Annotated in this window: 24 protein-coding genes and 1 pseudogene; 9 read left to right on the plus strand and 16 right to left on the minus strand. The window is 68.8% G+C overall.

Features of this window, described 5'->3' with window-relative positions:
- Window positions 1-4: 4 nt before the first annotated feature.
- Window positions 5-844, minus strand: coding sequence for a 2,3,4,5-tetrahydropyridine-2,6-dicarboxylate N-succinyltransferase (gene dapD / locus ACEN9H_RS07785; protein WP_160410062.1), 840 nt, complete (start codon window positions 842-844; stop codon window positions 5-7).
- Window positions 845-869: 25 nt separating this feature from the next.
- On the minus strand, window positions 870-2090 hold the full coding sequence (dapC, locus tag ACEN9H_RS07790) for a succinyldiaminopimelate transaminase (protein WP_413674309.1): 1221 nt from the start codon (window positions 2088-2090) through the stop codon (window positions 870-872).
- Between the two features lie 106 nt (window positions 2091-2196).
- Here dapC and ACEN9H_RS07795 point away from each other — a divergent pair, with 106 nt between their 5' ends.
- The gene (locus ACEN9H_RS07795; protein ID WP_056137200.1) at window positions 2197-3000 is read left to right on the plus strand and encodes a YoaK family protein; all 804 of its coding nucleotides are present in this window, start codon (window positions 2197-2199) and stop codon (window positions 2998-3000) included.
- Window positions 3001-3008: 8 nt separating this feature from the next.
- Here the strand turns inward: ACEN9H_RS07795 and ACEN9H_RS07800 are convergent, their stop codons facing one another.
- Window positions 3009-5282, minus strand: a complete 2274-nt coding sequence (locus tag ACEN9H_RS07800) for a glycoside hydrolase family 31 protein (RefSeq protein WP_413674310.1) — start codon at window positions 5280-5282, stop codon at window positions 3009-3011.
- Window positions 5283-5385: 103 nt separating this feature from the next.
- The gene (locus tag ACEN9H_RS07805) at window positions 5386-6399 is read right to left on the minus strand and encodes an AraC family transcriptional regulator ligand-binding domain-containing protein (RefSeq protein ID WP_413674311.1); all 1014 of its coding nucleotides are present in this window, start codon (window positions 6397-6399) and stop codon (window positions 5386-5388) included.
- Window positions 6400-6494: 95 nt separating this feature from the next.
- Between ACEN9H_RS07805 and ACEN9H_RS07810 the strand changes: the two genes are divergently transcribed.
- The 4 genes from ACEN9H_RS07810 to ACEN9H_RS07825 are packed head-to-tail and all read left to right on the plus strand — an operon-like array spanning window position 6495 to window position 11833.
- A complete protein-coding gene (locus ACEN9H_RS07810) occupies window positions 6495-8087 on the plus strand; it encodes an FAD-binding oxidoreductase (protein ID WP_413674312.1) in 1593 nt (530 codons plus the stop codon).
- Window positions 8084-9652, plus strand: a complete 1569-nt coding sequence (locus ACEN9H_RS07815) for an FAD-dependent oxidoreductase (protein WP_413674313.1) — start codon at window positions 8084-8086, stop codon at window positions 9650-9652. Before ACEN9H_RS07810 ends, ACEN9H_RS07815 begins: the two co-directional genes overlap by 4 nt.
- Window positions 9642-11219 (plus strand): FGGY-family carbohydrate kinase, encoded by a 1578-nt coding sequence (locus tag ACEN9H_RS07820; RefSeq protein ID WP_413674314.1) that lies wholly within the window; start codon window positions 9642-9644, stop codon window positions 11217-11219. Before ACEN9H_RS07815 ends, ACEN9H_RS07820 begins: the two co-directional genes overlap by 11 nt.
- A 56-nt stretch (window positions 11220-11275) precedes the next feature.
- Complete coding sequence (locus ACEN9H_RS07825) at window positions 11276-11833, plus strand: GNAT family N-acetyltransferase (RefSeq protein WP_413674315.1); 558 nt, start codon at window positions 11276-11278, stop codon at window positions 11831-11833.
- 34 nt (window positions 11834-11867) lie between these two features.
- Here the strand turns inward: ACEN9H_RS07825 and ACEN9H_RS07830 are convergent, their stop codons facing one another.
- The 4 genes from ACEN9H_RS07830 to ACEN9H_RS07845 form a co-directional block, all read right to left on the minus strand.
- Entirely contained in the window at window positions 11868-13208 is a 1341-nt protein-coding gene (locus ACEN9H_RS07830) for a diguanylate cyclase (RefSeq protein WP_371768162.1), read from the minus strand.
- A gap of 188 nt (window positions 13209-13396) precedes the next feature.
- Window positions 13397-14590 carry a PLP-dependent aminotransferase family protein gene (locus tag ACEN9H_RS07835; protein WP_413674316.1) on the minus strand — a complete coding sequence of 398 codons (1194 nt, stop codon included), beginning with the start codon at window positions 14588-14590 and terminating at the stop codon, window positions 13397-13399.
- Between the two features lie 129 nt (window positions 14591-14719).
- Window positions 14720-15181, minus strand: coding sequence for a RidA family protein (locus ACEN9H_RS07840; RefSeq protein WP_160410068.1), 462 nt, complete (start codon window positions 15179-15181; stop codon window positions 14720-14722).
- A gap of 81 nt (window positions 15182-15262) precedes the next feature.
- Window positions 15263-16183 carry a DMT family transporter gene (locus tag ACEN9H_RS07845; RefSeq protein WP_413674317.1) on the minus strand — a complete coding sequence of 307 codons (921 nt, stop codon included), beginning with the start codon at window positions 16181-16183 and terminating at the stop codon, window positions 15263-15265.
- A 110-nt stretch (window positions 16184-16293) separates the two neighbouring features.
- On the opposite strand from ACEN9H_RS07845, the gene ACEN9H_RS07850 reads away from it, so the two are divergent.
- On the plus strand, window positions 16294-17727 hold the full coding sequence (locus ACEN9H_RS07850) for a PLP-dependent aminotransferase family protein (protein ID WP_413674318.1): 1434 nt from the start codon (window positions 16294-16296) through the stop codon (window positions 17725-17727).
- Between the two features lie 3 nt (window positions 17728-17730).
- Here ACEN9H_RS07850 and ACEN9H_RS07855 read toward each other — a convergent pair whose 3' ends face one another.
- From ACEN9H_RS07855 to ACEN9H_RS07865, 3 genes are read right to left on the minus strand one after another with little or no spacing between them, the layout of a single operon-like run.
- Complete coding sequence (locus ACEN9H_RS07855) at window positions 17731-18657, minus strand: DMT family transporter (protein ID WP_413674319.1); 927 nt, start codon at window positions 18655-18657, stop codon at window positions 17731-17733.
- On the minus strand, window positions 18654-18977 hold the full coding sequence (locus ACEN9H_RS07860) for a DMT family transporter (protein ID WP_056137213.1): 324 nt from the start codon (window positions 18975-18977) through the stop codon (window positions 18654-18656). Before ACEN9H_RS07860 ends, ACEN9H_RS07855 begins: the two co-directional genes overlap by 4 nt.
- A 1-nt stretch (window position 18978) precedes the next feature.
- Window positions 18979-19581, minus strand: a complete 603-nt coding sequence (locus ACEN9H_RS07865) for a glutathione binding-like protein (RefSeq protein WP_056137214.1) — start codon at window positions 19579-19581, stop codon at window positions 18979-18981.
- Window positions 19582-19677: 96 nt separating this feature from the next.
- Between ACEN9H_RS07865 and ACEN9H_RS07870 the strand changes: the two genes are divergently transcribed.
- From ACEN9H_RS07870 to aroQ, 3 genes and pseudogenes are all read left to right on the plus strand, one after another.
- Window positions 19678-20535 (plus strand): LysR family transcriptional regulator, encoded by an 858-nt coding sequence (locus tag ACEN9H_RS07870; protein ID WP_413674320.1) that lies wholly within the window; start codon window positions 19678-19680, stop codon window positions 20533-20535.
- A gap of 58 nt (window positions 20536-20593) precedes the next feature.
- Window positions 20594-21370 (plus strand): annotated as a pseudogene (locus ACEN9H_RS07875) (transporter substrate-binding domain-containing protein); the annotation flags it as partial.
- Window positions 21371-21382: 12 nt separating this feature from the next.
- Complete coding sequence (aroQ, locus tag ACEN9H_RS07880) at window positions 21383-21856, plus strand: gamma subclass chorismate mutase AroQ (RefSeq protein ID WP_413675564.1); 474 nt, start codon at window positions 21383-21385, stop codon at window positions 21854-21856.
- Here the strand turns inward: aroQ and ACEN9H_RS07885 are convergent.
- The 5 genes from ACEN9H_RS07885 to ACEN9H_RS07905 are packed head-to-tail and all read right to left on the minus strand — an operon-like array spanning window position 21834 to window position 25546.
- Entirely contained in the window at window positions 21834-22442 is a 609-nt protein-coding gene (locus ACEN9H_RS07885; protein ID WP_413674321.1) for a GyrI-like domain-containing protein, read from the minus strand. The genes aroQ and ACEN9H_RS07885 overlap by 23 nt on opposite strands.
- A gap of 4 nt (window positions 22443-22446) precedes the next feature.
- The gene (locus ACEN9H_RS07890) at window positions 22447-23742 is read right to left on the minus strand and encodes an RNA polymerase sigma factor (protein WP_413674322.1); all 1296 of its coding nucleotides are present in this window, start codon (window positions 23740-23742) and stop codon (window positions 22447-22449) included.
- A gap of 1 nt (window position 23743) precedes the next feature.
- Complete coding sequence (locus tag ACEN9H_RS07895) at window positions 23744-24625, minus strand: YciI family protein (RefSeq protein WP_413674323.1); 882 nt, start codon at window positions 24623-24625, stop codon at window positions 23744-23746.
- A gap of 10 nt (window positions 24626-24635) precedes the next feature.
- Window positions 24636-25061: a YciI family protein gene (locus ACEN9H_RS07900; protein ID WP_056137220.1), complete on the minus strand. Its 426-nt coding sequence runs from the start codon at window positions 25059-25061 to the stop codon at window positions 24636-24638.
- Window positions 25058-25546, minus strand: coding sequence for a VOC family protein (locus tag ACEN9H_RS07905; protein ID WP_056137221.1), 489 nt, complete (start codon window positions 25544-25546; stop codon window positions 25058-25060). The genes ACEN9H_RS07900 and ACEN9H_RS07905 overlap by 4 nt, the downstream gene beginning before the upstream one ends.
- Window positions 25547-25770: the final 224 nt, after the last annotated feature.

The following is a 25770-nucleotide window of genomic DNA, read 5'->3' on the forward strand; positions in this document are numbered from 1 at the left end:
CGGATCAGACGCCGCGCAGCAGCTCGTTGATGCCCGTCTTGGCGCGGGTCTTGGCGTCGACCTGCTTGACGATCACCGCGCAGTACAGGCTGTACTTGCCGTCGGCCGACGGCAGGCTGCCCGACACGACGACGGAACCGGCCGGGATGCGGCCATAGCTCACTTCACCGGTCTCGCGGTTGTAGATCTTGGTCGACTGGCCGATGTACACGCCCATCGAGATCACCGAGTTCTCTTCGACGATCACGCCTTCCACGATTTCCGAGCGGGCGCCGATGAAGCAGTTGTCTTCGATGATGGTCGGGTTGGCCTGCATCGGTTCCAGCACGCCGCCGATGCCCACGCCGCCCGACAGGTGGACGTTCTTGCCGATCTGGGCGCACGAGCCGACCGTGGCCCACGTGTCGACCATCGCGCCTTCGTCGACGTAGGCGCCGATGTTCACGTACGACGGCATCAGCACGACGTTCTTGCCGATGAACGAGCCGCGGCGGGCAACGGCCGGCGGGACGACGCGGAAGCCACCCTTGGCGAAATCTTCGGCCGAGTAGTTGGCGAACTTGGTCGGCACTTTGTCGTAGAACTGCAGGCTGCCGCCGAGGCCCGCCGCCGAGCCCATTGGGGTGTTGTTCTCGAGGCGGAACGACAGCAGGACGGCCTTCTTGATCCACTGGTTCACGACCCAGCTGCCGGTGTCCTTCTGGGCGACGCGCAGGCTGCCGTCGTCAAGGCCGGCCAGGACGTGGGCGACGGCGTCGCGCACTTCGGCGCTGGCGCTGGTCGGGCTGATGTCCGCGCGCTGTTCCCACGCGGTGTCGATGATGGTCTGGAGTTGTTGGGTCATGATATTGGTCTATACAGGTGGTGATTCAGGAAGCCTTGAGATCGTTGCAGAACTGGACGATGCGGTTCGCCGCCTCCAGTCCTTCGTCCACTTCGGCGACGAGCGCCATGCGGATGCGGTTGCGGCCCGGATTGCTGCCGTGCGCGTCGCGCGCCAGGTAACTGCCGGGCAAAACCGTCACATTATATTCGGCGTACAGGCCGCGTGCGAACTCCGTGTCCGACAGGCCCGTGCGGCGCACGTCGGCCCACAGGTAGAAGCCGGCGTCCGGCAGCTCGACGTCCATCACCTGCTTCAGGAGCGGGGTGATGAGGTTGAACTTTTCCTTGTACAGCGTGCGGTTCTCCTGCACGTGGGCCTCGTCGTTCCACGCGGCGATCGACGCGGCCTGCACCGGCGGCGACATCGCGCCGCCGCAGTAGGTGCGGTACAGCAGGAATTTCTTCATCAGTTCCGGATCGCCGGCGACGAAGCCCGAGCGCATGCCCGGCACGTTCGAGCGCTTCGAGAGGCTCGAGAACACGATCAGGTTCGCGTACGGACGCGCGCCGCTGCTCCGGCCCAGCTGGTGCGCCGCTTCCAGCGCGCCCAGCGGCGGCGTGGCGCCGAAATAGATCTCGGAATAGCACTCGTCGGCCGCGATCACGAAGCCGTGGCGGTCGGCCAGCGCGAACAGTTCGCGCCAGTCGTCCAGCGACAGCACGGCGCCCGTCGGATTGCCCGGGGAGCACAGGTACAGCAGCTGCACACGGGACCATACGTCGTCCGGCACGCTGGAGTAATCGCAGGCGAAGTTGCGGGCCGGCTGGGAATTCACGAAATACGGCTCGGCGCCCGCCAGGTAGGCCGCGCCTTCGTAGATCTGGTAGAACGGATTCGGGCTGACGACGAGCGCGCCCGGCTGGCGCGGGTCGATCACGGTCTGCGCGATCGCGAACAGCGCCTCGCGCGAGCCGTTCACCGGCAGCACCATCGTGGCCGCATCCAGCGCCGGAATCCCGTAGCGGCGCTCCAGCCAGCCGGCGATCGCGGCGCGCAGCGGCTCGTTGCCGTGCGTCGTCGGATACGTGGCGAGGCCGGTCATCGCGTGCGTCAGCGCTTTCTGGATGAACGCGGGCGTCGGGTGCTTGGGCTCGCCGATGCCGAGGCTGATGGCGTTGTAGTCGGGATTCGGCGTGACGCCGGCGAACAGCTGGCGCAGCTTTTCGAACGGGTACGGGTGCAGGCGGTCGAGATGTGGATTCACGGCGATGTGTTTTCCTGGCGATATTCGAGGTGAGAAGGGCAATTATAGCCACGTGACCCCGGGTGCGTTAGTATTGACGTAAGGAATCCCAATCGGACCCATCATCATGCAGCGCTCCGTCGACTATGTCCGCACCCTGACCGCGCAGGCGCGCAGCGCCCGGGCCAACCGCCACCTCGGCTATGCACTGGCCGGCGTGGCCGGGGCCGTGAACGCCGGCGGCTTCCTCGCCGTGCAACAGTACACGTCGCACATGACGGGCATCGTGTCCTCGGCCGCCGACAATCTCGCGCTGGGCGCCTTCGACCTCGTGCTCGACGCGCTCGGCGCCATCGTCTCGTTCCTGCTGGGCGCGGCCACCACGGCGATCCTCGTCAACTACGGCCGGCGCCGTGCGCTGGCCAGCGAATACGCGTTGCCGCTGCTGTGCGAAGCCATGCTGCTGCTCGCCTTCGGCGTGCTGGGCGCCCAGCTGTCCAGCGTGCGGGGCCTGTTCGTGCCGGCCACGGTGATGCTGCTGTGCTTTACGATGGGCCTGCAGAACGCGCTCGTGACGAAGATCTCGCATGCGGAGATCCGCACGACGCACATGACGGGCATCGTCACCGACATCGGCATCGAACTCGGCAAGATGATGTACTGGAACGTGGACGATGGCTTGACCAGCCCTCCGCACCCGCGCGTGACCGCGAACCGCGGGCGCCTCGTCCTGCTGTGCGGCCTGCTGGGGGCCTTCTTCTGCGGCGGCGTCGCGGGCGCGCTCGGCTTCAAGATCTTCGGCTACGTGGTGACGGTGCCGCTGGCGCTGCTGCTGTGCGGCCTCGCCATCGTGCCGGCGCTGGACGATTTGCGGGCCGGCGCCCGCGCGCGCCTGCGCGCACGCCTCCGTGCTGGCAGGCGCGCGCGCTGAGCGGCGCGTCAGCCGCCGCAGTGCGGCAGCGCGACGGAAGCCGCCTTGCCGTCATAGACGACCTTGACGATGGCGCCGGGCTTGGGACCGCAACGCACCGCGAACGCCTGGCGGGCCGGCATGCCGTCGTAGCGGCCCTGGCGCGGCGCGATGTCGAGGCGCCTGGCGCCGTCGTTCCACGTCATCCGCACGACCGCATACGCGCCTTTCTCGTAGGCGTAACCGTCGCCGCCGTCGTCGTACAGTTCATAAGCGCCATCCTTGCCCGGAAAGACGACGAGGTCCACCGGCGCATCCGATTTCTCGTCCGCGAACTGCTTCACGGGGCCCAGCGGCAGGATGCTGCCGGCGCGGACGTAGAGGGGAATGGTCGCGATGTCGGCCTTCGCCGTCACGACCTGGCCGGCCGCCAGCCGCGCGCCGCTCCAGAAGTCGTACCATGCGTCCTTGCCGGGCAGGTAGACGTCGCGCTCCTGTGCCTTCGCCTGCACGACGGGCGCCACGAGCAGGGCCTTGCCGAACATGTACTGGTCCGGGATGTGGAGCGCGTGTTCGTCCTCGCGGAAGTCGAAGGCGAGGGCGCGCATCATCGTGCCGTCGTTGTGCGTGACGTCCCACGACGCCGAATAGATGTACGGGAGCAGGCGGTAGCGCAGGTCGATGTAGTCGCGCATGATCTTCTGCGTGGCGTCGTCGAACTGCCAGATCTCCTTGCCGTCGCCGGTGCCGTGCACGCGGAACATCGGGTTGAACACGCCGAACTGGAACCAGCGCGTGAACAGTTCCGCGTACGCCGGATCTTTCGGCGAACCGCCGAAGAAGCCGCCGATGTCGGCCGACCAGTACGGGATACCGCTCAGCATGAAATTCAACCCGGCCGGGATCTGGCGGCGGAACACGTCCCAGTTGCCCATCGTGTCGCCCGACCACGTGATGGCCGCGTTGCGCTGCTGGCCCGCGTACGCGGAGCGGGTCAGGATGAACGCGCGCTTGCCGGACTGGTCGCGCTTCATCCCGTCATGCACGGCCGTCGTGTGCAGCAGCGGATAGGCGTTGTAGACGACGCTGCCCGGACCGGCACCGGTCTGCAGTTCGCGCATCTGGCCCCACCAGCCGCCGAGTTCCGCTTCCGACGCGTCCAGCCACCAGCCGTCGAAGCCGAGCGTGCCGAGGCCGCGCATGACCTGGCGCCAGTACAGGTCGCGGGCGCGCGGGTTGTACGCGTCGTACCAGCGGCCCTTGCCGGCCGGGTAGACGTTCGAATAGGTGGGCGGGTACAGGCCGCCCATCGCGTCCAGCGCCTTCGTGTTGGCGGTGTCCGGGTCGAGGCGGGCCCACACGGAGATGATCGTGTGGACGTTCTGGTCGTGCAGCTTCCTGACCATCGCGGCCGGATCGGGGAAGCGCGCCTTGTCGAATTCGTGGCTGCCCCACTGGCCCGGCAGCCAGTACTGCCAGTCCTGGATGACCGCGTCGAGCGGTACCTTCATCGCGCGGTAGCGCGCCGCGACCGACAGCAGCTCGTCCTGTGTCTTGTAGTGTTCCTTCGACTGCCACAGGCCCCACGTCCAGCGCGGCATCATGGGCGCCGTGCCCGTCAGGCGGCGGTAGCCCTTGATCACGTCGTCCAGCCCGGGACCGTACATGAAATGGTAATCGACGCCGCCGCCCGCTTCCGAACGGATCAGGATCGGAGGTCCGGACGGGATGTCGACCTCGACGTCCGTGACGGCCGCGTTGTTCCACAGGATGCCGTAGCCCTTGGGCGAGACCAGCATCGGCACGGCCACGTCGCGGTTCGCCTGCTGCAGGCGCACGATGTTGCCGCCGTAGTCGAGCAGGCCGTTCTGGTGCTGGCCGAGGCCGTACAGGACCGTGCCATGGTCGTCGTTATAAAAGCGCTGCACGACGCCGTGCGACAGGTCGCGGCCGCCTTCCTTGACGATCTCCTTGCCGTCCGGCGTCTGGAACGAGACGTTGCCGTCCTGGCGTCCCACGCGCACCTTCAGGCCGGCCGTGGACAGCGTCCACGCGTCCGTGGATTCACCGATCTCGAACGCGATCTTTTGCGGCTGCGCGATGACGGCCGGGTTGTAATTGCCCGCGTAGCCCGCGGGGCCGAAGCGGACGTGGACGACGCGCGGCGCCACCGGCTCGATCGTCAGCACGCCCTGGTCCGTGCGCACCTCCATGCCCGTGCCCACGCGCTGCATGGTCGGCGGCGCGGCATGTGCCGCCAGTGCGCACGCGGACAGGCCTCCAATGAATAACGATTTCCACATTTGTATTGACTCTCTGTGTGTAGTCCAGCCCAGCGGCCGGGTCAACCTGTCGTTATAGCAAATGCGTCCGCGGCATCGTTTATGAAAACACCCAGGGCGCCATCTATTTTTTACCGGCCACGCGCTCGCGCCACGCGCCGGGATTCATGCCCGACCATTCGCGGAACGCGTGCGTGAACGCGCTCTGTTCCTGGAAGCCGAGCAGGAAGGCGATGTCGACGAGCGACAGCCCGTCCCGGCGCAGGTAATCCATCGCCAGCGCGTAACGGGCCGCGTCGAGCGCCTGCTGGAACGTCGCGCCGGCGTCGGCCAGCTTGCGCTGCAAGGTGCGCGGGGACAGGTCCAGCGCGGCCGCGATGCCGGCCAGTCGCACGGGTTCGCGGGCGAGCGCGTCGACGATGGCCGCATGGACCTGCGCGACGATCCCGCCGGGCGTCTGTTCCCGTTCGCGCAGCAGGCGTTCGGCGTGCTGCTGCAGCAGCGGGTACATGGTGATGTCCGCGGCGGGCAGCGGCAGCGCGAGGAGGGCGGCGTCGAAGTCGGCGGTATGCGCGGGCGCGCCGAAGTCCGGCATCGTGCCCAGCACGCGCGCGTACTCGGCCGGGTCGGCATCGGACGGACGGGCATGCGCGAACGCGAGCGCGTGCGGCGCGAGCGGACGTCCCGCGAGCCACGACCCGAACGTGCGGATGCCGGCGAACACGCTCTCCGCCAGGTGGCGGCTCGCATGCGGATAGTGGCTCGTCCACGTGTAGCGGGCGAGCGCGCCGCGCGGTTCCAGGCGCGAGCGTCCGAGGTCGTGCGCGAGCCGTTCGTAGCGCTGCGTCTGATCCAACGCCTGGCCGATGTCGCGGCAGGCCAGCAGCACGAGGCCGTACACGCTGTACGTGCCGGGCCGTACGCGCTCGCCCACGTGCAGGCCGAAATGCGGATCGTTCGCGAGGCGGCTGCCCGCGTCCAGCAGGGCGATGTAGTCGGCGGCCGGCAGCGGATCCGATGCGATGTCCGCGAGACCGGCGCCCGCCGCGAGCGCGGCCGGGTCGAGGCCGCGCGCGGCGGCCGTCTCCAGCAGCGGCTGCAGATAGGCCGCGGTGACCCGGGGCGGCGTGGCTGGCATGTTCGAACAAGCGCTTGGCATGAATCCGCAATACGGTCGTGATGACCCCAGGCAGTATAGCGGCAGGGTGAACACTGCGTACGGAGAAAAATAGAATGCGACGCTGGAACGGCTGGGGAGACGATACGATCGAGGTGGCGCTGGGCGAGTCCGCGCTGGATTTCCTGCGCGGGCAGATCGGCGCGGGCACGGCCCCGCGCGACGCCGGGTTCGACGCGCTGTGCGCTTCCCTGCCGCCGGGCAGGCTGCCGGCGCATCCCTTGGTCGATGCGACGCCGCAGAGCCGCCTGACGCATGCGGCGGGCCAGAGCCTGCAGGACTGGCTGCGCCTGCGCTACGGCCGCATCGGCACGGCGCCGGATGGCGTCGCGTTCCCGGAGAGCGGCGCCGACGTGCGCACGCTGCTGCGCTGGGCCGCGGACCACGACGCGGCCGTCGTCCCGTACGGCGGCGGCACGAGCGTCGCCGGGCACCTGGACGCCGTCGGCGCTCGGCCCACGCTGTGCGTCGACATGGCGCGCATGCGTGCGCTCGTATCCATCGACGCGGAGGCGCAGCTGGCCGTGTTCGAAGCCGGCGTGGCCGGCCCGGACCTGGAAGCGCAGCTGCGCGCGCACGGCCATACGCTGGGCCACTTCCCGCAATCGTTCGATTATTCGACCCTGGGCGGCTGGGTCGTCACGCGCTCTTCGGGCCAGCAATCGCTGCGCTACGGCCGCATCGAACAGATGTTCGCCGGCGGCCGCGTGGAGACGCCCGCCGGCCCGCTCGCCATCCCCACCTTTCCCGCGTCCGCCGCCGGGCCCGACCTGCGCGAACTGGTGCTCGGGTCGGAGGGCCGGCTCGGCATCCTGACGGAAGCCGCCGTGCGCATCAGCCGCCTGCCGGCGTACGAAGCGTTCCACGCCGTGTTCTTCCCCGACTGGACGGCGGCTGAGCGGGCCGTGCGCACCATCGTGCAGGCGCGACTCGGCCTGTCGATGCTGCGCCTGTCGAATGCGGCGGAGACGGCGACGATGCTCACGCTGGCCGGCCACGGCCGCCAGGTGGCGCTGCTGGAGACATGGCTGAAGCTGCGCGGCGCGGGCTCCGATAAATGCATGCTGCTCGTGGGCGCGAGCGGAGAAAAGGCGCAGGCACGCGCCGCGCTGAAGGCGGCGCTGGCGCTGGCACGTCCGGATGGCGGTGTGCACGTCGGCCAGGGACTGGGCGAGCGGTGGAAGCGCAACCGCTTCCGCAACGTCTACCTGCGCAACAGCGCCTGGACGCACGGCTATGCGATCGACACGGTGGAGACGGCGCTCGACTGGCCGCGCGTCACGCCCGCCATGCGCGCCATCGAACGGTCCGCGCACGATGCGCTCGCGCGCGACGGAGAGCGGGTGCACGCGTACACGCACCTGTCGCACCTGTATCCGCAGGGAGCGAGCGTCTACTCGACGTTCATCTGGCGCCTGGCCGGGGACTACGACGCGGACCTCGCGCGCTGGCGGCTGCTGAAGACGGCGGTGTCGGAAGCCATCGTCGCGAGCGGCGGCACCATCAGCCACCAGCACGGCGTGGGCCGCGACCACGCGCCGTGGCTCGCGTACGAAAAGGGAGAGCTGGGCATGGCCGCGCTGCGCACCCTGTTCCGCGCATTCGATCCGGACGGCCGCATGAACCCGGGCAAGCTGGTGACGCCATGAGCGGCGCCTTCGCCGCGCTGTGGCAGCGGGGCGGCCGCGCGGGCCTGGCGGACGTGCTGGCGCGCGACTGGGATGTGCTCGTGATCGGCGGCGGCATCAGCGGCGCCGGCGTGCTGCTGGAGGCCGCACGGCGGGGACTCAAGGCGCTGCTCGTCGAACGCCGCGATTTCGCGTGGGGCACGTCGAGCCGCTCGTCGAAGCTCGTGCACGGCGGCCTGCGCTACCTGAAGAATGGCCACGTGCGGCTGACGGCGGAATCCGTGCGCGAGCGCGAGATGCTGCTCGCCTGCGCGCCGGGCCTCGTCGAACCGCAGGGCTTCGCGTTCGCGCAGTACGGGGGCGCGCGCGGCCGGCGCAGCTTCCTGGCCGGCCTCGCGCTCTACGACGTGATGGCGGGTCGGCGCGAGCGGCACTGGCTCGATGCCGACGATTTTCTGCTGGCGGCGCCGAACGTGAAGCGGGACGGACTCGCGGGCGGCATCGTCTACACGGACGCGCGCACGGACGATGCCCGCCTCGTGCTGCGCGTACTGCGCGAGGCACTCGATCATGGCGCGGCGGCCGTCAATTATCTCGGTGTGCGCGAGTTGCTGCGCGCCTCGGATGGCCGCGTGTGCGGGGCGCTGCTCGCCGGCGACGGCACGGACTACCCGGTGCGTGCCCGGGTCGTCGTCGATGCGACGGGCGCGTGGTCCGGCCCTCTGCACGGCGCCGGCCCGCGTCTGCGTCCGCTGCGCGGCAGCCATCTCGTGCTGCCCGCGTGGCGGCTGCCGCTGGCGCGCGCGGTGAGCCTGATGCATCCGCACGACGGCCGGCCCGTGTTCGCATTTCCGTGGGAGGGCGCCACGCTGGTCGGCACGACGGACCTCGACCACACGGAGGGCATGGACCGCGCGGCCCGCATCACGCGCGCGGAAGTCGATTACCTGATGGTGGCGCTGCAGGCGCAGTTCCCTGGCCTGCAACTAACCGACGAGGACGTGGTGGCGACGTACGCGGGCGTGCGCCCCGTCATCGCGGGCAAGGAGGGCGGGGCGCCGTCGCGGGAGGGGCGCGAACATGCCGCGTGGAGTTCGGCCGGCCTCGTGGCGATTGTCGGCGGCAAGCTCACGACGTTCCGCGCCATCGCGCTCGATGCGTTGCGGCTGGTAAAACAGCAGTTGCCCGGCTGGGACGATCCGCTCGATGCCCGCGCCGTGTTCGCGCCCGTGTCCTGCGCCGGCGCGGGTGTGCCGCGGCGCCTCCACGGCCGCTATGGCGCTTGCGCGGCCGCGCTGCTGGACGCCGCGCGGCCCGGCGAACTGGAACGCATCCCCGGCACGGAGACCGCGTGGGCCGAACTGCGCTGGGCCGCGCGCAGCGAAGCCGTACACCACCTGGACGACCTGCTGCTGCGCCGCACGCGCCTCGGCCTGCTGCTGCGCGACGGCGGCACGGCGCACCTGGACCGCATCCGCGCGATCTGCCAGCCGGAACTCGGCTGGGATGACGCACGCTGGGCGCACGAGGACGCGGCGTATCGCGCGCACTGGACCCTTCACCACGGTTTGCCACATGAAGACTAGAAAGAACTGTGATGCGACGACGATCCTCGCCATCGACAACGGCACCCAGAGCGTGCGCGCGCTGCTGTTCGACCTCGCCGGGAACATCGTCGCGAAATCGCAGGTGATGCTGGACCCGTATTTCTCCACGCAGCCCGGCTGGGCCGAGCACGATCCGGAGGATTACTGGCAGGCGTTGTGCCGCGCATGCCAGGGCCTGTGGACGCAGCCCGGCGTCCGGCGCGACGCCATCGCCGGCGTGGCCGTGACGACGCAGCGCGGGACGGTGGTGAACCTCGACCGCAACGGCCGGCCGCTGCGGCCCGCGATCACATGGCTCGACCAGCGCCACACGGACACCGTTCCGCCGATCTCGTGGTGGTGGCGCACGGCGTTCAAGCTGGCGCGCGTGGACGGCACCATCGATTATTTTCGAGGCGAGGCGGAGATCAACTGGATCCGCGCGCACGAGCCGGACGTGTGGGCCGCGACGGACAAATTCCTGCTGCTGTCCGGCTACCTGAACTGGCGGCTGTGCGGGCGCTTCGCGGATTCGTCCGGCTCGCAGGTCGCGTACGTCCCGTTCGATTACAAGCGCCGCCGCTGGGCCGGTCCGCGCGACTGGAAGTGGCAGGCGCTCGCCGTCGAGCCGCGCATGCTGCCGGAACTCGTCGAGCCGGGCGAGCGGCTGGGCGAGATCGGCCCGGATGCATCCGACGCGACCGGCATCCCGGCCGGCACGCCGCTGCTGGCCGCGGCGGCCGACAAGGCCTGCGAGGTGATCGGCGCCGGCTGCCGCGAACCGCACGTGGGATGCCTGAGCTACGGCACGACGGCGACCATCAACACGACGGGCACGCGCTATGTCGAGGTGACGCCGTTTCTGCCGCCGTATCCGGCCGCGATTCCCGGCGCGTACAGCAGCGAGGTGCAGGTGTTCCGCGGGTACTGGATGGTCAACTGGTTCAAGGAGCAGTTCGGCCACCGCGAGCAGCAGCGCGCGCTGGCGGAAGACGTGGCGCCGGAACAGCTGTTCGACCAGCTGGCGCGTTCCGTCCCGCCCGGATCGATGGGGCTGATGCTGCAGCCGTACTGGACGCCCGGCATCCGCGTGCCGGGCCGCGAAGCGAAGGGCGCCATCGTCGGTTTCGGCGACGTGCACACACGGGCGCACGTGTACCGCGCGATCCTGGAAGGGCTCGCGTACGCGCTGCGCGAGGGGAAGGAACGCATCGAGAAGCGAAGCGGCGTGGCGATCACGGAACTGCGCGTGTCCGGCGGCGGCTCTCAGAGCGATTGCGCGATGCAGCTGACGGCCGACATCTTCGGCCTGCCGACGTCGCGGCCGCACGTGTACGAGACGTCGGGCCTGGGGGCCGCCATCGACGCGGCCGTGGGGCTGGGGCTGCACCGCGATTTCGCGACGGCGATCGGCGCGATGACGCGCGTGGGGCGGGTATTCGAGCCGGTGCCGGCGCATCGCGACGTGTACGAGCGGCTGTATCGGCAGGTCTATTTGAAGATGTATCGGCAGTTGCAGCCGTTGTATCGGGAGATTGCGGAGATTACCGGGTATCCGCAGCGTTGACGGGCGTCAGCCCTGGCTCATACACTGGGCCTTCCGAGTTACCCTGTGGAGTGGCTGTGAACGACGACCCGACCGATTCCCCGGAGAATAGCGACTTCATCACTGCTGTTCCCTACCTTCACACGGAACGGCTCCTCCTGCGCGAATACCGGCGCGAGGACTTCGACGCATTCGCGGCCCACCTGGCCGACCCGGTCAGCGCGGCCCACCTGATCCCGGCCGACCGCCATGCCGCCTGGCGCATCTTCTGTTCGCAAGCGGGCCTGTGGCTCATCCACGGTGCTGGGTGGTGGGCTGTCGAGGAAAAGGCGACGGGTCGGCTCGTCGGCAACGTCGGCGCGTTCTTTCGCGAGGATTGCGCCGTGATGGAGCTTGGCTGGAATACCTATCGCGCATGTTGGGGCCGCGGATTCGCGAACGAAGCGGCGGCGGCGGCCATGCACCATGCGCTCGAGGTCCGGCGCGAACCGAAAGTCCGCGCTGTCATCGCTGCGGCCAATGAATCGTCGCTGCGCGTCGCCAAACGCCTTGGCCTGGCTTACGAAGCGGACACCGAGATATACGGCAAAGCGGTCGGCATTCATGTGCGAACGCGGGGAGGCCCGGTCGTTTAGGCCTGCAGGACTACATGGAACTGCCCACGGGCGTTCAGGGCGCGGTCAGAACAGCCGCGTCGTGCACCACGTCCCATGCCGCCCCGACAATGGTCGACTCCACCCGATTGCGCCCCCCGGCCTTGGCCGCATACATGGCGCGGTCCGCGCACACGAACAGGTTGTCGATCGCATCGAGCTGCGTCGGCACGATCGTCGCCACGCCCACGGACACCGTGAGCCAGGTCGACGTCGTCGAACCCGGATTCGGGATTTCCAGCGCTGCCACGGCCGCGCGGATCATCTCTGCCAGGCGCGCCGCGTTTTCCGCCGGCGTCTCGGCGAACAGCAGCACGAATTCCTCGCCGCCATAGCGGGCCGCCAGGTCGGTCGGGCGCGCGGCGTGGTCCTGCAGCGTCTGCGCGACCTTCTGCAGGCAGACGTCGCCCGCCGCGTGGCCCAGCGTGTCGTTGTACAGCTTGAAGTGGTCGACGTCCAGCACGACCAGCGACAGTGGCTGGGCGGTGCGGATGGCGCGGTGCCATTCCTTGTCCAGGAAGGCGTCGAAGTGGCGGCGGTTGGCGATCTTGGTCAGCGGGTCCAGCATCGCGGCGCGCTGCAGCGCGTCCTCGGACTGCTTGTGGTGCGTGATGTCGTGCAGCAGGACGACGAACAGGCCGTCCGCCGCGTGCATCGGCGTCATCGTCAGGTCCATCGCGCGCAGGTTGCCGTCGCGGTGACGGATCTCGACTTCGCGCGTGCCGTACGTCATTGCATCGAGGCCTGCACAGCAGCCGGGTTCCTTGCAGTCCAGCAGATCCTTCAGCGACTGCCCGACCAGTTCCTCCGGCGCATAGCCCAGGTAGCGGTCGCATGCCGGGTTCGCATACTGCACGCGGCCGCAACTCTCGACGATCAGCAGGCCCTGGTCCATGCTGTTGACGATCATGCGCAGGCGGTCGGTCTGCTCGGACTGGGTGTCGCTGCCGCTGCGCAGGCGCAGCTGGGCGCGCACGCGGGCGCACACTTCTTCCAGGCGCAGGGGTTTCGGGATGTAGTCGGCGGCGCCCGTGTCGAAACCGGCGACGATGTCTTCCGTCTCGCCGCGCGCGCTCATGAAGATCACGGGGATGCGCGTCGTGGCCGGATGCGCCTTCAGGCGGCGGCACGTCTCCAGGCCGTCGATGCCGGGCATGACGACGTCCAGCAGGATCAGGTCCGGCTTGACGCGCTGGGCGATGTCCAGCGCGCGGTCGCCGGAAGTGGCGACGAACGTCTGGTAGCCTTGACGCAGCATCATCGAACGCAGCGTGCCGAGGTTGTCGGGCGCGTCGTCGACGATGAGGATGGCGGGCTTGCGTGGGTCGGCAAGCGGCACGGGCACTGGGTTGGTCATACGGTGCTTTGCGAGGACTGCACGTTGATATTGCGTCCAAAATCATACACCTCGCAGCACTGACGTGGGGCAACAACTTCTTTTACAAGTGGAAAAATCTGTAACTTTTGCGCAACTGACAATTGTCTGATCTGTTCAACAATTGTTGATACCCGGCGGCATTGCTGCCGCCGGGCTGGAACAGGGGCTTACATCTGGTCCTTGATCAGCTTGCCCAGGGTCGCAATGCCTTCGCGGATGCGCTCCGGCGGCACCGTCACGAACGACAGGCGCAGCGTGTTCGTTTCCGGCTTGTTGGCGTAGAACGGGGCGCCCGGGACGAACGCGACGCGGGCGGCGATCGCCTGGTCCAGCAGTTTCATTGCGTCGATGTGCTTCGGCAGCGTGACCCAGATGAACATGCCGCCTTCCGGACGGGTCCACGTCACGCCTTCCGGGAACTGCTCGGCCATCGCATCCAGCATCACCTGGCACTGGTTGGCGTACAGGTTGCGGATGGTCGGGATGTGTTCGTTCAGGAAGCCGTCCTTGACGACTTCGTGCACGACCATCTGCGTCAGGGTCGCGGTGTGCAGGTCGGCGGCCTGCTTGGCCAGCTCGAGGCGGCGCACGAGCGGCAGCGGGGCGACGACATAGCCCAGGCGGATGCCCGGCGTCAGCACTTTCGAGAACGAGCCCATGTAGATGACGCCGTCCGGGTTCATCGACAGCATGCGCGGCATCGGCTCGCCCTTGTACGACAGCGCGCCGTACGGATCGTCCTCGATCAGCGGCAGGCCGAGGCGGGCGCAGGTTTCCACCAGTTCGCGGCGGCGCTCGATCGACAGCGAGCGGCCGGTCGGGTTCTGGAAGTTCGGCAGCGAGTACAGCAGGCGTGCACCCTTGGCCAGCGGCTCGATCGACGACGGCACCAGGCCGTGGTCGTCCGTGTCGACCGACTGGAACTCCGGACGGTAGACCGAGAAGGCTTGCAACGCGCCGAGGTAGCTGGGGGTTTCCACCAGCACGCGCGAGCCTTCGTCGATCAGGACCTTGCCGAGCAGGTCGAGGGCCTGCTGGGAGCCGGACACCATCAGGATCTGTTCCGGCACGATCTTGCTGCCTTCCGTGGACAGATAATCCGCAATCCATTCGCGCAGCGGCGCGTAGCCGTCCGTCGGGCCGTATTGCAGCGCCTGTTTACCATTCTCCGACAGTACTTTGTCGTAGGCCGCCTTCATGCGTTCGACGGGGAAGGTGGCGGGCGAAGGCAGGCCGCCGGCGAAGGAGATGATCTCCGGACGCTGGGTGATCTTCAGGATCTCGCGGATCGCCGAGCTTTGTAGCTGCTGGGCGCGCTCCGAGAACTGCCACTGGATGGGATTGGGATTTTCGATTTTCATACTGGTCTCACAGGAAGGGCCACGATGGTGCGTCGGCCATTATAAAGCACGCCGGGTAGGCTGCTCTCTCGATAGAGGAGCACGCCTGATAAGCATGCTCCGGTTAAAATTCTGTAGCAGAGCGATAGTTTATTCCACTTCGGCGATCAGTTCGATCTCGACCGAGGCGCCGAGGGGCAGCGACGCCACGCCGAAGGCCGAGCGCGCGTGCTTGCCGACGTCGCCGAACACTTCGCCCAGCAGTTCCGAGCAGCCGTTCGTGACGAGGTGCTGTTCCGTGTAGTCCGGCGTCGACGCGACCAGGCTCATCACCTTGACGATGCGCTTCACGCGGTTCAGGTCGCCGCCGACGGCCGCCTGCAGCGTACCGATCAGGTCGACCGCCACGGCGCGCGCCGCCGCCTTGCCCTGTTCCGTCGTCTTGTCCTTGCCCAGCAGGCCGGTGTTCACCGTACCGTCCGCATTCTTGGAAATGTGGCCGGACAGGAAGACCAGGTTGCCGGTCTGCGCATACATGACGTAGGCAGCCGCCGGCGTCGCCGGTGCCGAGAGAGTGATGTTCAGTGCGTTGAGTTTGTCGTAGACGGACATGGATTCCCCAGGGTTGTTTGAAAAGAAAGCCGTTATTGTACGACTTGCCGGCGGGCGTAGGCATCACAGGACGCATACGCATTATCGCCTCACCTGCATGCGTCGCCCCAGCGCGACGGTCGCGATCACGGCCAGCGCGAAGCCGACGTTGGCAAGCGTGAGCGTCTCGCCGAGCAGGATGGCGGCGCCGGCCAGCGACAGGAAGGGCTGCAGCAACTGTACCTGTCCCACGCGGGCCACGCCGCCCAGCGCCAGGCCGCGGTACCAGAAAAAGAAGCCGATGAACATCGAGAATACGGTGACGTAGCCGAACGCGAGCCAGCTGGCCGCGCCGACGTCGCCCAGGCGGCCGATCTGCTCGCCCTCCAGCGCCAGCAGCAGGACGGCGGCCGGCACGGCGGCCAGTACGAGCGCCCAGCAGATGGTTTCCTGCCCGCCCAGCGTGCGCGCCAGGCGGCCGCCTTCCGCATAGCCGGCCGCCGCGGAGACGATGGCGCCGAACATCAGTACATCGGCCGCCTGCAGCGCGCCGCCGCCCTGGCTCAGCGCGAACGCGACGACCAGTCCGGAACCCAGCAGCGCGACGAGCCAGAACCCGTTCGATGGCCGCTCGTAGCCGCGCAGCGCCGCGTACAGCGCCGTCGCCAGCGGCAGCATGCCCGCCAGCACGGCACCGTGCGACGCCGGCACGCAGCGCATCGCGATGGAGCTAAGCAGCGGAAACCCGAGCACGCAGCCGAGCCCCACGATGACCAGGGGCCGCAGCGCCGCGCGTCCCGGCCACGCCACACGGCGCATCCGCAGCCAGCCGGCCGCGAGCACGGCGGCGCCCAGCGCGCGCGCCAGCGTGAGGAACAGCGGGTCGAGCTCGCGCACCGCGAGCCGCGTGAACGGCAGGGTGAGGCTGAAGATGGCGACGCCGACCAGGCCCAGCAGCATGCCGCGCGCTTCGTCGGACGTCGTGCCGAGGGGTGGGGTCGGTGTGAGTGTCGTGGGACGCATACGTTCTCCGGTTGTCGTTGCAGCAAACTTTGGTCAGGGTTATGCTAGTCCGGACGAGCAGTACAGTCCCTATACACTTACCGATATCCTTTTCGCACTGTAATGGTGAAATGACCGATACAACGATCCCGACATTGCTGTCACGCGATTCCGGCGAACCGCTGGCCGACCAGATCGTCCGGATGATCAGCGCCCGAATCGACGACAAGCAGTTGCGCGCGGGTGCGCGCATGCCCTCGATCCGCCGCTTCGCCGCGGCGCACGGCGTCTCGCCGTTCACGGTCGTCGCCAGCTACGACCGCCTCGTCGCGCAGGGCTACCTGGAATCGCGCCGCGGCGCCGGTTTTTTCGTGCGCGAGCGCGCGCCGCTGAACACGGCGCTGCGCCGCGACGACCCGGACATTGCGGGCGCGCTGGAAAAGCGCGCGCTGGACGTCGTTTGGCTGGTCCGCCACATGTTCCGCCAGATGCCGGGCCAGCCGACGAGCGCGGCCGGCGTCTTGCCGACCGCGTGGCTGGACGGGCAGGGCGTCGCCAACGCGCTGCGTGCCGTCAGCCGCCAGAACAGCAGCGCGCTGCTGAACTACGCCAGTCCGCAGGGGTACGCGCCGCTGCGCGAACAGCTGCAGCGCAAGCTGGCGGAGCTGGAAATCGCGGCCGCGCCCGAACAGTTCGTGACGACGCTGGGCGTGACGCAAGGCCTGGACCTCGTCGCGCGCGAATTCTGCCGCCCGGGCGACACCGTGTTCGTCGACGACCCGGCCTGGTTCCTGATGTTCGGCTCGTTCGCCGCAATGGGGCTGAAAGTGGTAGGTATCCGGCGTCAGGCGGACGGCCCGGACCTGGCCGAGTTCGAGGCGCTGGCGGCATTGCACAAGCCGCGCCTGTACATCATCAACTCGGTGCTGCACAATCCGAGCTCCACGTCGCTGTCGGCCGCGAAGGCTTTCCAGATCCTGCGCATCGCCGAGCGCCACGACATCACGGTCGTCGAGGATGACATCTATTGCGATCTGCACCCGGGCGGTTCGCAGCCCGCCACCCGGCTGGCGGCGCTGGACCAGCTGCAGCGCGTGATCTACCTGGGCGGCTTTTCGAAATCGCTGGCGCCGAACCTGCGCGTGGGCTTCATCGCCGCCTCCGCCGACATCGCGCAGCGCCTGGCGGACCGCAAGATGCTGGCCACCCTGAGCACGAGCGACCTGGGCGAGCGGGTCGTTTATAAAATTCTGTCCGAGGGCGTGTACCGCAAGCACCTGGACCGCATCCGTACCCGCCTGGACGCCATCCGCCCGCCGGTGCTGCGGCGCATCGAATCGCTCGGCATGACCCTGGAGCCGGCGCCGACCGCGGGCATGTTCGTGTGGGCCGACTGCGGCCGCGACACCAACGTGCTCGCGGCGCGCGCGATGGACGAGGGCCTGCTGCTCGCGCCGGGCAGCCTGTTCTCGCCGAACCAGCTGCCGTCCACGAAGCTGCGCCTGAACGTGGCGGCCATGGAGGACGACACCGCGTGGCGCTTCCTCGAGCGCGCATTGGCCTGATGGTCAGGGCAGCTTGATCGACACGACGCCGGCCAGCAAGACCAGCGCGCCGGCGAGCCGGACGCCGGAGACGGCACTTTTCGGCAGGCCGAACAGGCCGAACCGGTCGGTCAGGATCGCCACGACCTGCTGCCCGGCGATCGTGAATCCGACCGTCGCGGCCGCGCCGATCACGGGCAGCGCGAGGAAGACGGTCGTGACGTAGCACACGCCCACCGGCCCGCCCAGCCACGCCCACCACGGCACGGCGCACAGTCCGCCGAGCGTCGGACGTTCGTTGCGGTTCAAGGCCAGCACGAGGGCGAGCACGATCGCCATGCCCGCCGTCGCCACGGCGAAACTCGCGAGCGACACGACCAGCGGCGCACCGACGGTCCGCGCGACGGCCGCGTTGAGCGCACCCTGCATGGGCAGCACGCCGCCGCACAGCGCGGCCGCCGCGACCCACGCCGGCTTGATCCGGCGGGGCGGGGCGCCCGCCGCGGGACGCTGGCCGCGCACGATCAACAGGATGCCGGCGGCGACGCATGCGGCGCCCAGCCACGTGAACGGCCCGGGCGCGCGCTGGACGACGCCCAGCAGGCCGGCACCGTCCAGCAGCAGCGACGTGAACGCCTGCCCCGCGATGAACAGCCCGATCGTGATGACGGCACCGATGCGGGGGATGAACACGATCCCCGCGACGACAAACATGGCGCTGGCGAGGCCGCCCAGCAGCTGCCACCAGTGGGCCTGCCCCAGCCGGCCCAGCGCGGGCAGGGCGCCGCCGGCCGCGACGGCAATGAACAGCAGGACGGTGGCGACGAACAGTTGCAGGGTCGCGGCGGCGAACGGGCTCGCGACGGCCTTGCCCAGGCGGGCGTTGGCCGCCGCCTGCAACGGCAGGCCGCAGCCTGCCAGGAAGGCGATAACAATATAAATCGTATTCATGATTGCTCCAGGAATTTGAGACCGGCGATCCCGCCGAAGACGACCGCCATGCACAGCATCCGCGCCGGCGACAGCGTCTCGGCGAAGATGGCGACACCGACGAGGCTGACGCCGAGGGCGCCGATGCCCGTCCACACCGCATACGCGATCCCGAGCGGCAGCGTGCGTACGGCACCAGCGAGCAGCCAGATGCTGCCCAGCGCGGCGAGCACCGCCACGAGCGAGGGAACGGGGCGGGTGGCGCCCGCCGATGCCTTCAGCGCGAAGGCCATCGCGACTTCCAGCACCCCGGCCGCGAAGAGTTGCGCCCATGCGGCCATGTCAGGCCTGCCGCATCTTGATCCGGGCCCGCGCGACGGCCGGGCGCTCGTCGATCCTGCGCAGCCAGGCGTCCACGTGCGGATAGTCGCGTGGGGCGATGCCCAGCTCGTCATAGGTGGCCAGCCACGGGTAGAACGCGATGTCCGCCATCGTGTACGCGTCGCCCGCGATCCAGGCCGAGACGGCGAGGCGGCGCTCGATCACGCCGTAGAGCCGCTGCGTTTCGCGCGTGTAGCGGTCCAGCGCCATCGCGTTGCGTTCCGGGGCCGCGTGCCTGAACCACCACAGCTGGCCCAGCATCGGCCCGACGCTGGCCGCCTGCAGGAACAGCCATTGCAGCACGACATCCTCGTCGGGGATCAACCTGCCCGTGGCGCGGCCGAGGTGGGCCAGGATCGCGCACGATTCGAACATGCCCTGGCCGGTGTGGTCGTCGACGAGCGCGGGGATCTTGTTGTTGGGGCTGATTTTCAAGAACGCGGGCGCGAACTGCTCGCCCGCGCCCAGGTCGACGTGGCGGACCCGGTAGTCCAGGCCGAGTTCTTCCAGCGCGATGATGAGTTTCCTGCCGTTCGGGGTGTCGGCGACATAAGCGGTGTACATGTTTTCCTCCTGTGATGGACAGGGAGAGCGTAGCTTGTGCAAAAATGGATGAACATTCGATTTATTCAGACATTGCTTGTCTGTTTTTGCATATCCATGGACTGGGACGACTATCAATACTTCCTGGCGGTGGCGGGCGGCGGCTCCGTCTCGGCCGCCGCGCGCCGGTTCGGGCAGAGCCACTCGACGGTACTGCGCCGGCTGGACAAATTGGAGACCGCGCTCGACGTCCGCCTGTTCGAGCGCTTCCAGACCGGCTACGTGCTGACGGCCAGCGGCGAGGAATTACAGGCGCTGCTGACCCCGATCGGCGAGGGCATGCAGGACATCGAGCGGAAGCTGGCCGGGCAGGATGCGGCACTGCAGGGCACGATCCGCGTCACGACGACCGATACCCTGATGGCCGTGCTGCTGCCGGTGCTGGCGGATTTTCGCGCGCGCTACCCCGGCATCCAGTTGCAGATCACGGTCAACAACAGCTTCCTGAATCTGTCGAAGCGCGATGCGGACGTCGCCATCCGGCCGTCGAACATGCCGCCCGACAACCTCGTCGGCCGCAAGGCCGGCACCCTGCGCACGGCGCCGTACGCGTCGACGGCGTATCTGGCGCAGCGGCCGCGCGGAGACCACGAGTGGATCGCGCCCGACGACAGCCTCGCGCACCTGCGCCAGGCCCGCTGGCTGCGCGAGCACGTGCCGGCGGACAAAATCGCCGCCAGCGTGGATACGCTGCTGGGCATGGCGGCGGCCGTCGAGGCCGGCCTGGGTGCCGGCATGCTGCTGTGTTTGCTGGCGGATGCGCGGCCGGGGCTCGTCCGGCTGGCCGATCCCGATCCGGCGCTGGACACGGACGTGTGGATCCTCACGCATCCCGACCTGAGGCGCGTGCAGCGGATCCGGGTGTTCACGGCGTTCGTCTTCGACGGGCTCGCGGCGGTGCTTGGCCCGGCTTGACAGGCATATTCTCTTGTCCTACGCTGCGCGGTCCGCTACGGACAGACAAAGGAACAGCATGCGCGCCGCAACGATTCATGGAGCCTGGATAGCCGTCCTGCTGGCAGCTGCACTGACGCCGGCGCAGGCCGGCCGACTGGACGACATCGCCGCGCGCGGCGTGCTGCGCGTGGGCAGTACGGGCGACTACAAGCCCTTCAGCTACCGGCAGGCCGGCGGCGGGTTCATCGGCATGGATGTGGAGCTGGCGGGCGAACTGGCGCGCTCGCTCGGCGTGCGGCTGGAACTGGTGCCGACCACCTGGCCGACGCTGATGGCCGACCTGGGGGCGGACAAGTTCGACCTCGCACTGAGCGGCGTCTCGGTGACGGCCGAGCGTCGACGGGAGGCGCTGTTCTCGGTGCCCTATCTGCACGATGGCAAGACCCCGATCACGCGCTGCGAGAACGCCGCCCGCTTCCAAACGCTGGCGCAGATCGACCGGCCGGAGGTGCGGCTGATCGTCAATCCGGGCGGCACCAACGAACGCTTCGCCCGTGCCCGGGCGCCGCACGCCCGGCTGACCGTGTACCCGGACAATGTGACCATCTTCGGCCAGATCGTCAGCGGTGCGGCCGACCTCATGATCACCGACGCCATCGAAACCCGTTTGCAGCAGCGCCTGCATCCGCAGCTGTGCGCGGTGCATCCGGAGGCGCCGTTCGACATGGCGCAGAAGGCCATCCTGCTGCCGCGCGATGCGGCGCTGAAGACGTACGTCGACCGCTGGCTGCAGCAGCGCCTCGACAATGGCGACGTGCCGCAGCGCCTGGATCGATGGCTGGCGTTCCCCTGGGGGCTGGAGCCGCTGCGCCAGGCCATCGACCAGCGCCTGCTGCTGGCGCAGGATGTGGCGCGGGCCAAGTGGAATACGCAGGCCGCCATCGAAGACCTGCCGCGCGAAGAACAAGTCATCGCCGCGGCAGTGCGCCAGGGAAGCGCGCTGGGCCTGCCGGAGGCATGGATACGCACCGTGTTCCGCGCGCAGATCGACGCCTCCAAGACGGTGCAGCGCGCGCTGTACGAGCGCTGGCAAGCGGAGGGCGCGGGCCGCTTCGACGACGCGCCCGACCTCGGCAAGACCATCCGCCCAGAGCTGGACCGCCTCACCACCCAGCTGCTGCGTGCCATGGCCGACAACCAGACGCTGTTGCACGACGGCGGCCGCCAGGCCGACGTCGTCGCCGCCATGCATGCGCTGCAGGCACGCGCCATCAATCCGGCCGCGGCCGGGCAGGCCCTGGCGCCGTTCCTGTCCGCTACGCCATCGGCTGGCGAATGACCGTCTTCCACCGGGCCGGATCGGCGCGGCGGATGTCGCTCAGGTAGATTTCGTGGTGCTTGCCGGCGAGGCGGCCGCGCGCCTCGATGAAATCGTGCACCCGCTGGATCGTCGGACCTTCTGCGGTGAACGGGCCGACGTGCAGGACCTGGGCGCACGGGCCTTCCGTAAAACGTTCGATCCGCAGTGCGTCGACGGTGTCCAGTCCCTTCTTGCGCTTCACTTCCGCCAGCGCGTCGCGTAGCAGCGACTCGTCGACGAACGCCGGCTGGTGGATCATCATCGTCCATTGCCACTTCGTCCGGTCGTTGGCGACGAACGACGCCATGTCGTCCGACCACCACAGGCCCTCCAGCGGCATCACCGCGTAGTCGATGCCCGCCGGTCCCTTCTTGACCATGAACTTGGCCGTATAGGACACGGAGAACAGCGCTTCCACGGCCCGCGCATAGTGCGGCGACGTGTTCGGATCGCCCGCGCCGTCGATCATCAGGTAGCGGATTGCGGGGACGTCCACCTGCACGACGTCGCGCGCGGACGGCTGGTACAGATGCTTGAGGTCTTTCTTGAGGTCGATCTTGCCCACGGGCCTATCTTTCCAGTAGCGCGCTCGACCGCGCCCGCTCCAGCAGCAGCGCCTGCTCGCGCTCGTTCTGCGTGAGGCTGGCAGCCCGTTCGAACTCCGCTTTCGCTTCCGCATGCCGGCCCAGTTTCGCCAGCAGGTCGCCGCGCACGCTCGGCAGCAGGTGGTACATGCGGAGCGCAGGCACGTCGAGCAGCGCGTCGGCGAGGGCGAGGCCCGCGTCGGGGCCGTAGGCCATGCCCAGCGCGACGGCGCGGTTCAGTTCCACGACGGGCGACGGCGTCAGCTGGGACAGCGCGTCGTACAGCGCGGCGATGCGGGCCCAGTCGGTCGCGTCGGGCGTGAGCGCGCGCGCGTGGCAGGCGGCGATGGCGGCCTGCAGCGCGTAGGGGCCGAGCGCGCCGAGGCGGCCCGCGCGATCCAGCGCGGCCAGGCCGCGGCCGATCAGCAGCCGGTCCCAGCGCGAACGGTCCTGGTCCATCAGCAGGATCGGCGCGCCGTCCGGGCCCGTGCGGGCGCGCTCGCGCGAGGACTGGATTTCCATCAGCGCGACGAGGCCGTGGACTTCGCCCTCGTCGGGCATCAGTTCGGCGAGCACGCGGCCCAGGCGCAGCGCCTCACGGCACAGTGTCGGCCGCAGCCATTCGTTGCCTGCGCTCGCGGAATAGCCTTCGTTGTAGATCAGGTAGATCACCTGCAGCACGGACGCGAGGCGCGGCTTGAGTTCGTCGTCGCGCGGCACTTCGAACGGCACGCGCGCTTCCGCCAGCGTGCGCTTGGCGCGTACGACGCGCTGGGCGACCGTCGCTTCCGGCACGAGGAAGGCGCGGGCGATTTCTCCGGTGGCGAGACCGCCCAGCAGTTTCAGCGCCAGCGCCGCGCGCGCCTCGGCCGACAGCACGGGGTGGCAGCAGACGAAGATCAGGCGCAGCACGTCGTCGTCGATCTCGCCCGCGGTCTCCTGCGTCAGCGCGGCCAGCTCGGCCGGGTCGCGGAAACTACCGCCGTCCGCGAGCAGGTTGTCCATCTCCCAGCTCAGCTCGCCTTCCTTGCTGGCGTGCATGGCGTGGTGGCGCAGGTGGTCGAGGGCGCGCCGCTTGGCCACCTGCATCAGCCAGGCGCCGGGCCGGTCCGGCACGCCGTCCGCCGGCCAGCGCTCCAGCGCTTCCAGCAGCGCGTCCTGGGCGAGTTCCTCGGCCCGGCCGAGGTCGCGCAGCATGCGGGTCAGCGCGCCGACGATGCGCGCCGACTCCATGCGCCAGACGGCCTCGACGATCTTGCCCGTGTCGGCGCCGCGCGTCATGTCACGGACGGTCCCAGGCCGGTTGCGGCGCCAGCTCGGCGCGCAGGGCGGCGTCGAGCTGTTCGGCGCGCACGCTGGCATCCTCGCGCAGCCGGGCCGTGGTCTCGTCCGCTGGCGCGTGCTTGCCGAGCGGCGCGATCAGCGCCACCGGCCGGACCTCGACCTCGACTTCCGGCCCCGTCGGATAGGGCAGCGTGCGCGCCCAGTCCAGCGCGGCATCGATCGACGGTGCGCGGATCATCCAGAAGCCGGCGATCAGTTCCTTGGCTTCCGCGAACGGGCCGTCGATGATGCTGGCGCCGCCGTTCGCGACGCGCACGCGGGCGCCGCGCGCCGTGGATTTCAGGCCGTCGCCGGCCAGCAGCGTGCCGGCCGCCGCGTGGATGGCGTTGAAGGCGTTCAGCCGGTCCAGCTTTTCCTGCAGCGGGATGGCGTCGCGCTCGGTGCCGGCGTCGGAGCGCAGCAGGATCGCGTAGCACGTGTCGTCGCCGGCCGCGCCGGGCGGGATGCCCGCGCAGCCGCCGGGGCAACCCGTCTCGCGCAATTCCACCGTGACGTCGTCCTTGGCGGAGACCACGCCATTGGCCTGCAGCCATGCCAGCGCCGCGGCGCGCGACGGCGCCTCGAACACGGCGAAACCGGCCGGCAGGCGCTCGCCGGCCGGGAAGGGGCCGGAGGTCACGGCTTCGCCGCCGGGCCACAGTTTCAGGCGCCGCGCGTCGGCGTCCGGCGCGAAGGCCAGCGCGAGCGCGGGGGCGCGCGGACCGTCGGCGGTCGCCGCCTGGCCGCCCGGCAGGCGGCGCAGCAGGTCGTCCAGCACGGCCTGCGGGTCGGCGGCCGCGGCGCGCGTGCCGTTGTCGGTACGGATGAGCATGAACTGCATGGTGGTCTCCTTAGCGTGCCGCCATTTGTTCGCGCAGGCGGTCTTCCTGTTCGCGCACGTCGGCCGGGAGGTCCGTGCCGAAGTCGTCGGGGCCGAAGATCTGGCGGATTTCGATCTCGCTCTCGACACCTTCGTGCGGATTCGGGCAGCGCTTGAACCACTCGATGGCTTCTTCCTTCGAACCCACCTCGATCAGCCAGAAACCGGCCACGAGTTCCTTCGTTTCCGTGAACGGACCGTCGATCACGGTGCGCTGGTTCCCATTGAACCGGATGCGGGCGCCTTTGGCACTGGGCATCAGGCCCTCGCCGGCCAGCATGACGCCGGCCTTGACGAGTTCCTCGTTGAAATTGCCCATGTCCGTAAACAGTTTTTCGCTCGGCATGATGCCGGCTTCCGAGGCCGCGCTGGCCTTCACGATCACCATGAATTTCATTGCTGTGCTCCTTCGCAGCCCTGGCCCATCGATTGCTGCATTTCTTCCCGGATCTGCTCGGGCGTCATGTCGCGCTTGTGGGTGGCGATCGACCAGCGGTGGCCGAACGGGTCCTCGAGCTGGCCGTAGCGGTCGCCCCAGAACATGTCGGCGACCTGCATGATCGGCTTGCCGCCCGCGTCGATGGCGCGGGCGTAGGCGGCGTCGACGTCTTCCACGTACAGGTGGATGTAGACGGGCGTGTTCTTCAGGGCCAGCGGGCCGACGCAACCGTAGTCGGGGAAGTCGTCGGCCAGCATGAAGATCGAGTCGCCGATGCGCATCTGGGCATGCATGATCTTGCCGTCCGGGCCGGGCATGCGGCTCATTTCGACGGCGCCGAAGGCCTGCGCGTAGAACGTCAGCGCGTCGGCCGCGCCGCTGCAGACGAGGTGCGGGGTGATCGTGTGGAAGCCTTCGGGGATGGGACGCACTTGCTGGGTCATGATGTTTCTCCTTCGTGAGTGGTTGTGGGTGCCGCCATCCGTACGACGATCGGGCTTCCACGGTTTCGACACGCCCGCGCAAAAAAATTTCGGCCGACCGCAACGTTATGCCGACTCGGTCAAAAAGTCGAGAATCTTAGTGTATGTATAAGAAATGCGATTCGGAAAAAATAGCTCTTGAAATCCCTGTTGGTATCCCAATATCGAACCGGTCTGTCCAACCC

The organism is Massilia cellulosiltytica, from assembly GCF_047325105.1.
GTDB classification, from domain to species: domain Bacteria; phylum Pseudomonadota; class Gammaproteobacteria; order Burkholderiales; family Burkholderiaceae_D; genus Telluria; species Telluria orientalis.